This is a genomic window from Aquimarina sp. RZ0 (genome assembly GCF_008370685.1).
In the GTDB taxonomy this organism is placed as follows: Bacteria; Bacteroidota; Bacteroidia; order Flavobacteriales; family Flavobacteriaceae; genus Aquimarina.
In genome coordinates this window covers 14,872-29,822 of the sequence record NZ_VTZU01000058.1, presented here as the reverse complement: position 1 = coordinate 29,822, position 14,951 = coordinate 14,872, and the positions used below count along the sequence as shown (strand labels likewise).

The following is a 14,951-nucleotide window of genomic DNA, read 5'->3' as shown; positions in this document are numbered from 1 at the left end:
TTATTCTGTTTTTTTCTTTTTTCGCTTATATAAGAAAAGTTGCCATTTTTCTTCTGCCACTCCTGCTTTGTCCATTTCTGCTCTCGCCATCGTAAAGAATAAATCTGATAACCTGTTGATATAAGCAACTACATATTTTTCTACAGATGCCGGGTCTTCATGCATTAAGGTTACCAATCTACGTTCTCCTCTTCTGATCTGTGTGCGGCATACGTGGCACAAGGCAGAGATTTCATTACCTCCAGGGAGTAAAAAATAATCTGATGGCGAACTTATCTGAGCTTCCATTTCATCCATCCATTGTTCGCAAAAATCAGCTCCATCTATAGGTTTTGGATTGGGGTTTTCTTTTTTAGAATCAGAAGGTCTTGCCAGATGAGACATCATATCCATTAAATCTTTTTGGATTTTATGGAGATTTGATTGCCATTCATGATCATTGTTTAGTTTTGATCTTAGTAACCCTATAGTAGAATTGGCTTCATCCAATGCTCCATTACATTCAATCCGGGCAGAATCTTTAAATTCTCTTTTGCCTCCAAAAACACCCGTCATACCGGTATCTCCTTTTCTTGTATATATCTTCATCCGTATTTTTTATTGCTTTAATTCAATCATCAGCTGCAATTCACTATTATTTATATTGTAAATTGAATCAACAGATTTTCTGATCCATTTCATTGCACTAAGCCTCTGCAGTTGCTAGTAGCTTTTCTTCTATAGCTTTCTTCAATGTATCTTCTATAATTTGCTCTCCTATGATCACTAAACGTGTCGCTTTTGGTTCTCCATCTGACCATTTCCTGTCAAAATAATTTTCAAATCTATCAGCTACTCCCTGGACAATCATGCGCATGGGTTTTCCGGGGACGTGAATAATTCCTTTGATTCTATAGATATGATGTTCTTTTACCAGCGATTTTAGTGTATTGATTAATAATTCGGGGGTATGTGGAGTAGTTATTTCTATTACAATAGAATTGATAGTTTCATCGTGACTATGATCATGACTATGATGGTGATCGCCATGATGGTGTTCTTCGTGATGCGAGTGCTTACTGTCTACGTGATCTTCGGCTTTGGCATCAATACCCAGGAGTACTTCTACAGGTATATTTCCTTTTACAGCGGAGATTAGTTTTATAGTACTCCCTACACGATTCTGAATGATATTTTGTACCTGCGTATACTGTTCTTCGTTGATTAGATCAGACTTGGTCATTACAATTAAATCTGCACAGGATAACTGATCTTCAAATAATTCTTCAATTGAAGATTCATGGTCTAAATTTTCATCATCTAATCGTTGTGATTGTATCTTATCGCGGTCACAAATTTCTCCGGTCGCTTGTCCTACACAGTCTACGACTGTAATGACAGCATCTACCGTAATTTGAGGTTTTAGATCAGGCCAGTTAAACGCTTTTAATAAGGGTTTTGGTAGTGCTAAGCCTGATGTCTCTATGATAATATGGTCAATATCCTGTTTGCGCTCCATTAATTGAAGCATTGTAGGTAGAAACTCTTCCTGAACGGTACAGCATAGACATCCATTACTTAATTCTAGGATATTTTCTTCTTCACAACCACAATCATTCCCTTTTAGAATCTCGCCGTCCATTCCTAATTCTCCAAATTCGTTCACTATAATTGCGAGTCGTCTACCATTTGCATTTTTAGCAATTTTATGTATCAACGTCGTTTTTCCTGATCCCAGAAAGCCTGTAATGATAGTTACGGGTATTTTTTGTGTATGTAAAGCCATAAATTTTTATTAAAATGATTCCTAAACAAAACTATTTATTCTAATTTAAAGGAAAAAGGAAATTCTGATTTGTTTATGATACTTGTGGCGGGATACGCGTTTGTGTCTTTTTTTAATCTGATAATCAGAAGTGTACAGGATGTGAGGTATTATCTAAACTCGATTACTAATATAGAATATTAAAACTATCAATTTGGGTCCTTTGACGAAGGGAAAGTGCACAGAGAATAGGTTTTTAAACCCGAAACGCCTGTTCTTGATGTGAAATTCTTACTCGATAATCGAGATTTGAATGCTCCGAGGCTTGCCTCGAAATCGAACTATTTTTTCTAATAAATGTCTCGTGGACCTGCCCCGAGATAGTTTATCAAAATTTGAAATTGATGTGCCTAGGGTTACGCTAGACTCAGACATATAACAAATCATTTACAAAGATTTTGTCAAAAATGAAAAATGTATACGTTTTTGGGAAATATAAACAGTTGAATCATTTTTATTTTAGGGTACATTGAGGGGGCAAATAATTATAAAAATAAGAAAATGAATATGGGGAATTTAATTATTAGAATAGGATTTGGACTCCTATTTGTTTGGGGCGGAATAGAAAAATTTATAGAAGGGTTTTTAGGAGGAGTGGGTCTTCAAAATATGGCAGATTTTTTAAATGGTAGCGGTCTTGCGTTTTTGGGAGATTCTGTAGTTTATTTACTGGGAGTGGTACTGGCTGCTCTGGAATTGATCGCAGGGATATTAGTGTTAATTGACAAGAAAACTTTTTATGCATATGGATTTCTTGCTTTTATTATGCTACTGGCGCTTTTACTTGTTCATATTCCCTCTGGCAACTGGATGAATATTATGATCCATATTACCCTGTTTACAACTTTGATAGGGTTGGCGATAGATATAAGAGGAAAGAATCAGGAATAAAAGTTATTCAAATAGTTGTAGAGATATATCTTGTAATACTACCTTATTAATAGTTAGGTCATACGATTTATAACTAAAAATTTCGCATATTCATCGTTTCTTTTTCCTTACTACTTCGTTTAAAAAATAAACCGTAGCTATAGCTATGCTTGATTTTTTTGCCTTGCATAAAGAAAAAATAATTCAATGAATTTATACGAATTTTTTAATCACAAATCGTATCAATTAGTTCGTGTTTTCATTTTATAAAAACGTGTTTTATGGATAGTTTGGTGTCTGAAAATGAAATTAAATGATGCTTCTATATAATGACTTGAAGGTATGCTATGTTACGCGGTGTAAAATCATTTTTGAATATATTTTTATAACTACTTTGTTAAAACGGGGAATTTTACGTTGCGTAAGATTAAAAATTTAAAGAAATAAAAAAAGCCAGTTAGCTAGTAACATTTCGCATTGTTTTGACATTCACTTATAATATAACTTTTTATTATAACTGTAAAAAATCAATACAATGAGGGCTTTCTGCTGTTTAATCTTACTTATTTCTGTTCTATCTTGTAGTCAAAAAAGCACGAAAGAGATTGATAATAAGAAAAAATATTTCTCTCGTGTAACAGAAAGAATAAGTATCCATAGAAAAGATGCTAATACGCTCAATGCAAAGGGCGATATTGAAAATGAAGAAAAACAGTATGACTCTATCAGAAACCTGATAAAAGGAGCATATGTAAATGATTATACATTCTATGATATTGATAGTAACGAATATTCCCTAAAAAACAGAGAGAAACCAATATTATTATTAGCAACAGCTAGTTGGTGTAAGCCATGTATCAGTGAGATCCCTGCTCTGAATAAGATTAGTAAAGAATATTCTGATAAAATTGATATCGTACTCTTGTTTTGGGATGAAAGCAATAAACTAAAAAAAATAGTGAGTCGATACGATAAAAATATAGTTTTGATACCTTCTACCAAAGAAGCAAAGAATGGATATGAATTGAATATTTCGGGATTTAGTCATATTTTAGGTTTTCCAACAAGGTATTTGGTGAATAAAAACAAGAAAATAATCAATTATTATACTGGTGGTTATGTGCCTTACGCAAAGTTTACTAATCAAAATGGAGAGGAAACTTTTTTTACAGAAGAAGAGGTTTTTATCAAAAACTATTCTAAGCTAAAAGAAGAAGTGAATGAGCTATTGTCGCCTCATAGCTGATATTTGGTTAATAGAGTGTTATTGGATGACCAATGATGGTCTTAGGATTATTCTAATTCAGCTTACTAGCTGAGATTGTTAATGTAGAAGATTAAAAACAGTCAATATTAATGTTTTGTCTTTACTCGATAATCGAGATTTAAATGCTTCGAGGCTTGCCTCGAAATCAACTTGTTTTTTTCAATAAATGCCTTGTGGGCTTGCCTTGAGGTAGTTTACGAAGGAAAATTATATCGAGAATAGGTTTTTAAACCCAAAATGCCTATCAGAATTTCATTAAAACCAAAGTGCTCGGGATTAGTGGATAGGTTACTAACCTATTAAAAAATAGTTATCAATCAGCATACATATTATGAACTCATCTTGACTAATGCTTTGCCCTACAAAATTCACGTTTTGCACGCTAATTTTGTTGATTTTTTAACCGTATGGCTGTGCTGAAAAAAAACTACTTCATTATAGTACAAAAGCCAAATTTTCCGGTTGAAAACCACTACTCAACATGAGTTCTATATATAAAACCAAATAAAAATTATCAACATGACAAGAAGTAAATATATCGCTAATAAATTACGGGAAGTATTGCTAAATGGTCATTGGATCGCTAATACAAATTATAAAGAGCAAATAGAAAACCTGACCTGGCAACAAGCTGCTTATAAAATTAAAGACCTGAATACGATTGCATTACTTACCTATCATGTTGACTATTATATAGCTGGTCTTATAGAAGTTTGCAAAGGTGGATCACTAGAAATTCGTGACAAGTACAGTTTTGACTTATCCCCAATCCGATCAGAAACGGATTGGAGGAATTTGGTTGAGAAATTTTTATCAAATGCGGAGGAATTTGCTTCTATTGTAGAAAACATGGAGGATCAAAAATTAGATGATGTATTTGTAGATACAAAATATGGCACATACCTGCGTAATATTGAAGGTATACTCGAGCATAGTTACTATCATCTTGGGCAAATTTCTTTAATCAGAAAACTGATTGTAAAAGATAAGGTATGAACGCATACACCTTGACCAACATTACTGGGAATATAAATCAGAGGTTTATAATAACAACAAAGGCTTGCTGCATCCCTGTAATTGTCACCAGGACATAATGACACCTTCCTGCACTGATGTACCTGCAATCTTGCCAAAAAAACCTTGTTGCAAACTATGGAAGGGTTTTGCTCTGGTAATTTTAGAAAAAAAGAGGATGAATGGTATATGACATCGCTATGCAGCTTCTTTTATTTTGAAAATATAAGTGAAGAGAAGCAAACTTTAAGGAATCATGCCAAAATAGGGTTCTGTAATAGCTACAGATTCTTTTTTTTAAATAATACTGAAGAAAAAAGATAGCTTTATTAGGAAGGCTTATCTATTTCTGATTTAAAATATGAGTTGGTACAATTCAACTTACCTTAAGGAAGAGAGTCATTCGTCTACAGTTCTCTACTACTTATCTAAATCTCATAATTTCTTAAAAAAAGTTATGCCATCTTTGTAAGGAAGAACAATGACAAACGTCAAATTAAAAAAACAATAAGAAATCAATAGATTTTTTAACGCTCAGGTTAGATATTTATTCATAAACATATCACTGTCTATTACATATAATTTTATATAGACAGTTTTACCCCGGAGCAGGCTTAACAAGTATCGTCATATTTAAAAGAAAAGGGTTCATCAGTATCGATGAGCCCTTTTTATGTTTATGAATAATTTGAAGCATTTGGTTACATATTTGCTACTAACCAATCTCCTATTTCACTTGTTTTATAAGCTTTTTCCTCTCCTGCAAGATCTTCGGTCACTATGCCTTCTTGTAAAGATCTATCCACCACTGCTCTAATGGCCTTTGCTTCTTCAGGAAGGTTGAAAGCAGTTTCAAACATCATCGCCGCAGAAAGAACTGTTGCTAATGGATTGGCTATATCTTTTCCTGCTGCTTGCGGATATGATCCATGTATGGGCTCAAACAAAGATGTTTTTTCTCCGAGAGAAGCAGAGGGCATTAATCCCATAGATCCGGAGATTACTGAAGCCTCATCTGTAAGGATATCCCCAAAAAGATTTTCTGTAATGAGTACATCATAAGAATTAGGCCACTGTACCAATCGCATTGCCACAGCATCGACAAATTCATAGCTTACTTCAACTTCTGGATAGTCTTTTTCCATAGCTTGTACAGTTTCTCTCCATAAACGGGAAGATTCTAATACATTTGCCTTATCTACACAACATAATTTTTTGCTGCGTGACATGGCCATCTCAAATCCTTTTTTTGCCAAACGTGTAACTTCTGCTCTGGTATATGTACAGGTGTCATATGCTGTATTACCATTATCTTCTCTACCTCTTTTTCCAAAATAGATACCGCTGGTCAATTCTCGCAAGAATACTAAATCTGTTCCTTCTATTCGCTCTTGTTTTAAAGGAGATTTGTCTATTAATGACGGAAAAGTAAAGGTGGGACGTACATTGGCAAATAATCCTAATTTCTGTCGCATTTTTAAAAGTCCTTGCTCCGGACGTACCTTTGCGGAAGGATCATTGTCAAATCTTGGATGACCTATGGCTCCAAATAATACGGCATCTGCCTGTACACAAATCTCATGAGTCTCATCAGGGTAGGGCTCTCCTACTGCATCGATAGCCGCAGCACCTGTTAATGCAGAGGTCCATTTTATCTGGTGATTATATTTTTGTGCGATGGCATCACAAACTTTTACTGCCTGATCAATAACTTCGGGTCCGATCCCGTCTCCTGGTAACAGCGCTATGTTTAATTCCATTATACTATATGTTCTAAAATTATATTTATTTTATTGTTTTGTCTTTACTCGATAATCGAGATTTAAATGCTACGAGATAGTTTACTGTCAACGTTTGTAAGAATTTATAGGGAACTACCTTTGGCATACTCAGACAAATGATTTGATTGTTTTATTTTATTTTTTAAAAGATTACCAAAACTCATAAATTGATTACAGTTCAATGATATTGAGCATTTTTTCTGTTGCTTTGATTGCAGAAACGGTTTGATCAGAATCTAATCCTCTGGTTACAAATTCTTTTGTTTCTGTTTTCCAGGTGATTACTGTTTCACACAAGGCATCAGAGGTGCTTCCCGGAGGGATCCTAACGGCATAATCAATGAGCTTAGGAAGTACCTTGTTTTTCTGATCGTATACTTTTACAAGGGCTTTTATAAATGCATCATACTGCCCATCTCCTTGCGAATGTTGCTCAATAACCTCATCATCTATTTTTATAGCAACGGTGGCAGAAGGTTTTAGCCCTTTTGCGTGATTTAGTGAATATGACTTTATTTTTATCTTATCCTTATATAGTTTACTATCTAAAACATCAGAAATAATATATGGTAAATCATCTTGGGTAACGACTTCTTTTTTGTCACCTAATTTGATTATTTCCTGTGTAACTTTCTTAATATCTTCTGGGCTTAATTTTAATCCCAGTTCCTGAAGATTTTTCTCAATATTTGCTTTTCCTGAAGTTTTTCCTAATGCATATTTACGTTTTCTGCCAAAACGTTCTGGCATCAGGTCATTAAAATAAAGATTGTGTTTATTATCTCCATCTGCGTGAATGCCTGCCGTCTGTGTAAATACATTATCGCCTACCACTGGTTTGTTGGCAGGGATTTTGAATCCGGAGAAGGTTTCTACCAGTTTACTCACTTTGTAGAGTGCTGGTTCTTTTACATTAATATGGACTTCTGGAACATAGTCATTAATAACGGCAACTACACTCGCCAGTGGAGCATTCCCTGCTCGCTCTCCCATCCCGTTCATCGTTAAGTGCAGTCCGTTTACTCCTGCTTTTATGCCTTCTAATACATTGGCAACTCCCAGATCATAATCGTTATGAGCATGAAAATCAAAATGTACGTCGGGATATTTATTTCTTAATGCAGATAGGTATGTATATGTTTCGGAAGGTATGAGTACTCCCAAGGTATCTGGGAGTAATATTCTTTGTACCTTTTGCGTTGTGAGAAAATCAAGAAACTGGTACACATATTCTGATGAGTTACGCATTCCGTTACTCCAGTCTTCGAGATATATATTGGTAGTGATGCCTTCTTTTTTTGCCTGATCAAAATTCTCTGCGATGTCTGCAAAATGTTGCTCCGGAGTTTTTCTTAATTGATAGGTAAGGTGGTTCAAAGATCCTTTTGTCAAGAGATTTTGTACTTTTGCACCTGCTTCCTGCATCCATTGCAACGACCTTCCTCCATCTACAAAGGTGAGGATTTCTATACGATCGAGATATCCATTTTTATTTGCCCAATCAATAATGTTTTTAACAGCTTCGAATTCGCCTTCTGATACTCTGGCAGATGCTACCTCGATACGATCTACTCCAAGTTCTTCGATAAGAAGGCGTGCGATCGTTAGTTTTTCTGATGCAGAAAAGGATATCCCAGAGGTCTGTTCACCATCTCTCAGAGTCGTATCCATGATTTCTAATGATCGTTTGTTCATAGTATATGTTTTGCGTTAGGGATAGCAGCGGCATCCTTTTTTGTCATCTTTTGGATTAGTTATGGGATGACAAAAAAGATATAGCGGATAGCCCGCTCGAACGCCCAAATTATTTAGAACGGTCGTTCTGCTGCAAATTCCTCAATTTCGGATTTCATTTTTGTTAGATAATCGATATCATCATAGCCATTGAGCATATTCTCTTTCTTATAACTATTGATATCAAAGGATTCTGTGTCTCCAGTAGATTTTAATGTAATGGTTTGATTTTGCAGATTTACTTCGATTTCTGTTGCAGGCTCTTTTTCTATTTCGTGGAATATCTTTTCTAGAAATTCTGGACTTACCTGCACTGGCAAAACGCCAATATTTAGGCAATTACCTCTAAAAATATCTGCAAAGAAACTAGATACTACACATCTGAAACCATAGTCATACACTGCCCAGGCGGCGTGTTCACGGGAGGATCCTGATCCAAAGTTTTTACCTCCGACAAGGATTTTACCACTGTAGATAGGGTTGTTTAATACAAAATCTTGTTTTGGAGTATCATCAGAATTGTATCTCCAGTCTCTAAAAAGGTTATCTCCAAATCCTTTGCGCTCTGTTGCTTTGAGAAAACGTGCAGGAATAATCTGATCTGTGTCTACATTTTCTATAGATAATGGTACTGCGGTAGAGGTTAGTATATTGAATTTATCGTATGCCATTTTTTCTTTTTTTAATAATTACTGTTGGTAAATACCAGCGATAGTTACACTAAGAGTGTTCTTGGATCTGTTACTACTCCTGTCACTGCCGTTGCTGCTGCAACCAGTGGGCTGGCAAGTAGTGTTCTGGATCCGGGTCCTTGTCGTCCTTCAAAATTTCTATTTGAGGTACTTACTGCCAGTTTTCCTGGGGGTATCTTATCAGCATTCATTGCCAGACAGGCAGAGCATCCGGGTTCTCTAAGTGTAAATCCGGCTTCTGTAATAATATCTAATATCCCTTCTTTTCTGATCATTCCTTCTACTTCATGTGATCCGGGAACCAGCCACGCGGTAATGTTGTCTGCTTTCTTTTTTCCTTTTACTATAGAGGCAAAGGCTCTGAAATCTTCAATTCTTCCGTTTGTACAACTCCCTAAAAATACATAATCTACTTTTTTGCCGATCATCGCTTCTCCTTCATTAAATTCCATATATCCTAGTGACTTTTTATAGGTGGCAACTCCTCCTTCTATACTTGCGGCTTCTGGTATATTATTGGTGATTCCTATACCCATTCCAGGATTGGTACCGTAGGTAATCATGGGCTCTATTGCTGCTGCATCAAAGGTAAGTTCTTTGTCAAAAACAGCGTCTGCATCGGTACTTAAGGTTTCCCAATACTTCATGGCTTTATCCCAGGCATCACCTTTTGGGGTTAATGATCTCCCTTGTATATAGTCGAATGTTTTCTGATCGGGAGCAATCATTCCTCCACGAGCTCCCATTTCGATACTCAGGTTACAAACGGTCATACGCCCCTCCATTGTCATATCTCTAAACACGTCTCCTGCATATTCTACAAAATATCCTGTCGCTCCAGAAGTTGTTAGTTTTGATATAATATACAATGCTACATCTTTGGGGGTTACTCCAAAACCAAGCTCACCATTTACATTAATGCGCATTTTTTTTGGTTTGGGCTGCATAATACATTGGGTAGATAATACCATTTCTACTTCTGAGGTTCCTATCCCAAATGCAATGGCTCCAAAGGCTCCGTGAGTAGACGTATGGGAATCACCACATACAATGGTCGCTCCAGGAAGTGTAATGCCATTTTCTGGTCCAACGACATGAACAATACCATTTTTTTGATGGCCTAATCCCCAATGAGAAATACCCCATTCTGCGGCATTTTCTTCTAATGCTTTTAGCTGATTGGCTGATAATGGATCATCTACGGGTAAATGTTGATTTATGGTAGGTGTATTATGATCTGCTGTTGCAAAGGTTCGCTCTGGATATAACACGGTATTGTTTCTGCTTTTTATTCCTAAAAAAGCTACCGGGCTGGTAACTTCGTGGATGAAATGTCGATCAATAAAAAACACATCCGGGCCATTTTCTATCTTACGTACTACGTGCGAATCCCACACTTTGTCAAATAATGTCTTACTCATTTTTATGATCTTTACTTCTAAGTTGATGATACATTTGGTATCATGTTATTAAAATGTTAAAAAGGAAACAAATTTACGAGTTACTGTAGATAAGTGCTAATAAAAATATGAAGAAGGGATGAGTTTTGAGTATATTTCAATAATAGCGCAAATTTTAAGTGATTTGATAAAAAATAAGTGTGTTTTAAGAAATTATGTTATTATATAATCAGTATATATTTTATAATCAGTGGTTAAGAAAAAAACTTGTAAAAAGATTATTAAATTTTATGAATTATGCTTTGCAAAGTCAAAAAAGGTCGTATATTTGCCGTCCGCAAGGAAAGATACGTGACTCGTTAGGCTTATTACCTAAAGTTGCAGAACAAGTGAGAAATAAATCTTTATATCGCGGGATAGAGCAGTAGGCAGCTCGTCGGGCTCATAACCCGAAGGTCACAGGTTCGAGTCCTGTTCCCGCTACTTTTAAAAGCTAAAATATTGTTTTTCAATATTTTAGCTTTTGTTTTTTTAGGCTAAAACTACCTAATTCAGCTTTAAAATGAGTGTGACTTTCGCCTTTCCTACCCGAAGGTCACAAATTCTTTTTTTTGTTCTTATTTTTAATGTAAATAATTGATAATAAGAGATTTGGTCTCTATTTAAAGAAAGAATTTGGTTGACATATTTAATATAGGTGGAGGGTATTGGTGGGGGGCATTTTTAATTTTTTATCAAAAAGATGCTTAATTTTTCTTTCCTGGGATATTGATAAAATAAAAGTAAAGAATGCAAAATGTTCGCATTATCGTTGTTAACATTACTTATGGAACCTGTAATTTATCGAATCTTGGGAAGTCAGTTTAAAAATAGTTGTATTAAATTTCGTAGTTTTGTATTAGACTTTTATCCAAATGAATCAAGCGCTACTTACTCGATTATTTAAATCCATTGAGGGAAACAAAAATACTCCTCTGATCAAGATAGCGTACAGTATTATTAGAGCTGAAGAGGAAAAAGGACATTCTAAATTGGCAAATAAACTTAGCGCTATTTTAGAAGGCAATATAGCTAAATCGGAAAAATCAGGAACAAATGGGACTTTTAAAATTGCCAAGCAAGCTGATTTTAAAATTCCTGCCGATAGAAGATATAAGTTACCTCTAGCTACCCATATTGAGCATGACCATTTGAGACATCAAATGATACTTTCTCCAGATGTCGAAAACAAAATCTTAAGAATTGAAAAAGAATATCTTGCAAGAGAAAGATTAGCTCATCACGGATTAAAACCTAGAAAGAAGATTTTACTTTATGGAACGTCTGGATGTGGAAAAAGTATGACTGCAGAAAAAATTGCTTGGGATTTAGGTTTACCTTTTTACAAAGTACGTTTCGATTCAATTATATCTTCGTATTTAGGGGAATCTGCTGCTAACCTTCAAAAGCTTTTTGAAAGCATTAAAGATTATCCTTGTGTATTACTTTTAGATGAATTTGACATCATAGGTAAGCAAAGAGATGTAAAATCTAGTGATGTAGGTGAAATTCACCGTATTGTGAACATTCTATTAGGATTACTCGAAGAGTATGATGGAGAAGGTATATTGATTGCTACAACTAACTTAGAAGATAGTTTAGATAACGCTTTATTTAGAAGGTTTGATGATTTTATTGAGTTACCAAAACCTAATAAGAAAGAAATAGTGAATTTACTAACTACTACTTTTTCTGCTTTAAAGCTTAGTAAATCCATCAATTTAAGTGATTACGCCGAAAGAATGTATGGTCTATCTTATGCTGTGATAGTTAAAATTGCCATTGATGCTGCTAAAAATTCCATTATTAATTCTAATAATGAAATATCACCAGACGATTTATTAAAAGCTCTAGAGGAAAACTTAGCTTTTAATAAATAATACATGGAAAAATTTCCACATTTAAAATTTGTTCAAAAAGTTATAGGAAAACCTCGATTGTATGGAGGTGGAGAAACTAGTGAAAGAACTGCCAAAAATAAAGACAATAGACAAGGGCATAGTAACTTTCTTTTCAACAAGACTGGCAATATTAAAAAAGACTGGAATACAATGCTTTCAGAAAGAAAAGAGCAAGGTTTAGCTCCAATAGATTCTGAGGTAGTTCCTATTTTTTTACAGATAAATCCCGATATATTAACAAGCGACTTTGATCTAAAACAATTTGGTATTGAAATTATTTCTGAGGAAGAAAATGGTTTTATTATTGGGGCATCTCTTGATAAATTACAATCTTTAGAAGAAAAGATTAATGGTTTCATTGAATCCAAACATGGTACCGGCAAAATTGCTGAGTTTTGGGAAATTATTGAAGGGGATGATTCTAATTGGAAAGCTGAACATATATTATCGGAAGAACTTCTATCCAAATGGTCTAATATTGATGACAACGATATATTTCTTTTAGAAGTAAGTATTGCATTTGACAAACCTATCGGAAAAGAACCTGACCCTGAAAAGCGAGGAGGGGTAGCTCGTCTTGAAAGGTATAGAAATCGATTAATTGAACGGGATGAACTGCTAATTGATCGTGAAGAAAGCTTTGAAAATTTTATAAATCATTATGGTGAATTAAAAAGTAGTATTATTCATCTTTCTGACAGTTTTGGTTGTGAAGTAGAAATTAATGGTAAAGGACTTAAAGATTTAGTTCAAAATTATCCTTTTGTTTTTGATATTTCTGAAGTAGAAGAAGTTGGAGGGGTTGATGGTAATGTTAAGGAAGGAGAGGATATAGATTTCAATATCTTGCCACCTGAAGTAGGTTCGCCAGAAATAGGAGTCATTGATAGTGGTATTATGGAGGGACACAAATATTTAGCTCCTGCAATAATAAACGATAATTCTAAATCATATGTAGAAGGTGATCCTTCAACTGTGGACAAAGTTTTAGGAGGTGGACATGGAACAAAAGTCGCAGGCGCAATTTTATATCCATATGGTATATCAGAAATAGATGCGGATTATCAACTTCCTTGTTTCGTAAGAAACCTTCGTATTTTAAACCAAAATAATACCCTTGTAAACAAGTTTCCTGCAGAATTAATGATTAAAATTGTGGAAGAAAACAAAGATTGCTCAATCTTTAATCTTTCTATAAATTCTAAAGTTCCTTTTCGTAAAAAGCATATGTCATTATGGGCTGCAACAATTGACTCTCTAATCCATGACAATCGTATTTTATTTATAATATCCGCAGGTAATATTGGAAAACCTGATATCAGAAATTACATAAATAATGGAGTTTCTTATCCAGATTATTTAGATAAACCCTTCTGTGGGTTAGCTAATCCAGCACAAAGTAGTTTTGGGTTAGTCGTTGGCTCTATTAATCATACCTCATTTGAAGATGAAAATTGGTATTCATTAGGAAGTGAATATGATATTTCTGGCTTCTCAAGAATTGGTTCTGGTATTTGGGAGCATATCAAACCAGATGTAGTGGAATTTGGTGGAGGACTTATCCGTTCGAAAAACGGAATTAACGCTATCAATGAGAATGGGGTTACTTCTACAGAATTAATACGATCCACATTGCATGGTGGCAATGCCTTTGGCAAAGACACTGTAGGAACTTCTTTTGCTACTTCTAAAGTAAGTCATATTGTTGCTCAATTAAGGAAAATATACCCTGATGAAGATATTAACCTTATTAAATCACTTGTAGTGCAAGGATCACGATTGCCTAATGATTTCTTTTTAAACCCTACAAATAGAAGTATAAAACACTTCGGCTATGGGCTGCCTTCAATTGAAAGGGTTACCAATAACAGCGAACAAAGAATTACTTTTTACAATACAGATTCAATAGCTGCCGAAGAAGGCAAAATTTATTCTTTAAGGATACCTGAAAGTTTAAGAAGTCAAGCTGATGAATATGATGTATTGATTGAGGTAACATTATCATATACCGCAAAAGTTAGAAGAACTAGGCAAAAAACAAAGTCTTATCTAGCCACTTGGCTAGATTGGACTAGCTCTTATTTAGGGGAATCTCAAGAGAACTTTATAAAAAGAGTTGTAAAAGAAATAGAAGATCAAGAAATACAAACTCCTGAAAGTATAGAAAGAAATATTATTCCATGGAAAATTAGAGAAAATAAAGATTGGGGTACTGTAGAAGGGTTTAGTAGAAATAATAGCACGGTTCAAAAAGACTGGGCTATTCTAAAATCCTATGATCTTCCTGAAGAGTTAAGCTTTTCAGTTAGAGGACATAAGAGTTGGGATAAAAATTTTGAGCCTGTTCCTTTTGCTATAGTTGTATCTATAGAAGTTTTGAATGAAAACATTGATGTTTATGAATCAATAAGAATCGAAAATGAAATTGAGTTGCCAATTGAGGTCTAGC

The 14,951-nt window shown here is 34.6% G+C and carries 11 protein-coding genes and 1 tRNA gene; 6 read left to right on the top strand and 6 right to left on the bottom strand.

Annotated features, from left to right (window positions below):
- Both F0000_RS19760 and cobW read right to left on the bottom strand, forming a co-directional pair.
- On the bottom strand, nt 1-588 hold the full coding sequence (locus tag F0000_RS19760) for a cob(I)yrinic acid a,c-diamide adenosyltransferase (protein WP_149626451.1): 588 nt from the start codon (nt 586-588) through the stop codon (nt 1-3).
- A gap of 97 nt (nt 589-685) precedes the next feature.
- Nucleotides 686-1,765 carry a cobalamin biosynthesis protein CobW gene (gene cobW / locus F0000_RS19755; protein ID WP_149626450.1) on the bottom strand — a complete coding sequence of 360 codons (1,080 nt, stop codon included), beginning with the start codon at nt 1,763-1,765 and terminating at the stop codon, nt 686-688.
- Nucleotides 1,766-2,311: 546 nt separating this feature from the next.
- On the opposite strand from cobW, the gene F0000_RS19750 reads away from it, so the two are divergent.
- From F0000_RS19750 to F0000_RS19740, 3 genes are all read left to right on the top strand, one after another.
- Nucleotides 2,312-2,695: a DoxX family protein gene (locus F0000_RS19750; RefSeq protein WP_255452813.1), complete on the top strand. Its 384-nt coding sequence runs from the start codon at nt 2,312-2,314 to the stop codon at nt 2,693-2,695.
- 514 nt (nt 2,696-3,209) lie between these two features.
- On the top strand, nt 3,210-3,920 hold the full coding sequence (locus tag F0000_RS19745) for a thioredoxin family protein (protein WP_149626448.1): 711 nt from the start codon (nt 3,210-3,212) through the stop codon (nt 3,918-3,920).
- A 540-nt stretch (nt 3,921-4,460) separates the two neighbouring features.
- On the top strand, nt 4,461-4,937 hold the full coding sequence (locus F0000_RS19740; protein WP_149626447.1) for a DinB family protein: 477 nt from the start codon (nt 4,461-4,463) through the stop codon (nt 4,935-4,937).
- Nucleotides 4,938-5,656: 719 nt separating this feature from the next.
- Here F0000_RS19740 and leuB read toward each other — a convergent pair.
- The 4 genes from leuB to leuC all read right to left on the bottom strand — a co-directional run bounded on the left by leuB (nt 5,657) and on the right by leuC (nt 10,583).
- A complete protein-coding gene (gene leuB / locus F0000_RS19735) occupies nt 5,657-6,715 on the bottom strand; it encodes a 3-isopropylmalate dehydrogenase (protein ID WP_149626446.1) in 1,059 nt (352 codons plus the stop codon).
- A 192-nt stretch (nt 6,716-6,907) separates the two neighbouring features.
- Entirely contained in the window at nt 6,908-8,431 is a 1,524-nt protein-coding gene (locus tag F0000_RS19730; protein WP_149626445.1) for an alpha-isopropylmalate synthase regulatory domain-containing protein, read from the bottom strand.
- A 113-nt stretch (nt 8,432-8,544) separates the two neighbouring features.
- Entirely contained in the window at nt 8,545-9,141 is a 597-nt protein-coding gene (leuD, locus tag F0000_RS19725; RefSeq protein ID WP_149626444.1) for a 3-isopropylmalate dehydratase small subunit, read from the bottom strand.
- 44 nt (nt 9,142-9,185) lie between these two features.
- Entirely contained in the window at nt 9,186-10,583 is a 1,398-nt protein-coding gene (leuC, locus tag F0000_RS19720) for a 3-isopropylmalate dehydratase large subunit (protein WP_149626443.1), read from the bottom strand.
- A gap of 389 nt (nt 10,584-10,972) precedes the next feature.
- Here leuC and F0000_RS19715 point away from each other — a divergent pair.
- From F0000_RS19715 to F0000_RS19705, 3 genes are all read left to right on the top strand, one after another.
- Nucleotides 10,973-11,045 (top strand) — tRNA-Met (locus tag F0000_RS19715).
- A gap of 431 nt (nt 11,046-11,476) precedes the next feature.
- A complete protein-coding gene (locus F0000_RS19710; RefSeq protein ID WP_149626442.1) occupies nt 11,477-12,481 on the top strand; it encodes an AAA family ATPase in 1,005 nt (334 codons plus the stop codon).
- Between the two features lie 3 nt (nt 12,482-12,484).
- A complete protein-coding gene (locus F0000_RS19705) occupies nt 12,485-14,950 on the top strand; it encodes a S8 family peptidase (protein WP_149626441.1) in 2,466 nt (821 codons plus the stop codon).
- Nucleotide 14,951: the final 1 nt, after the last annotated feature.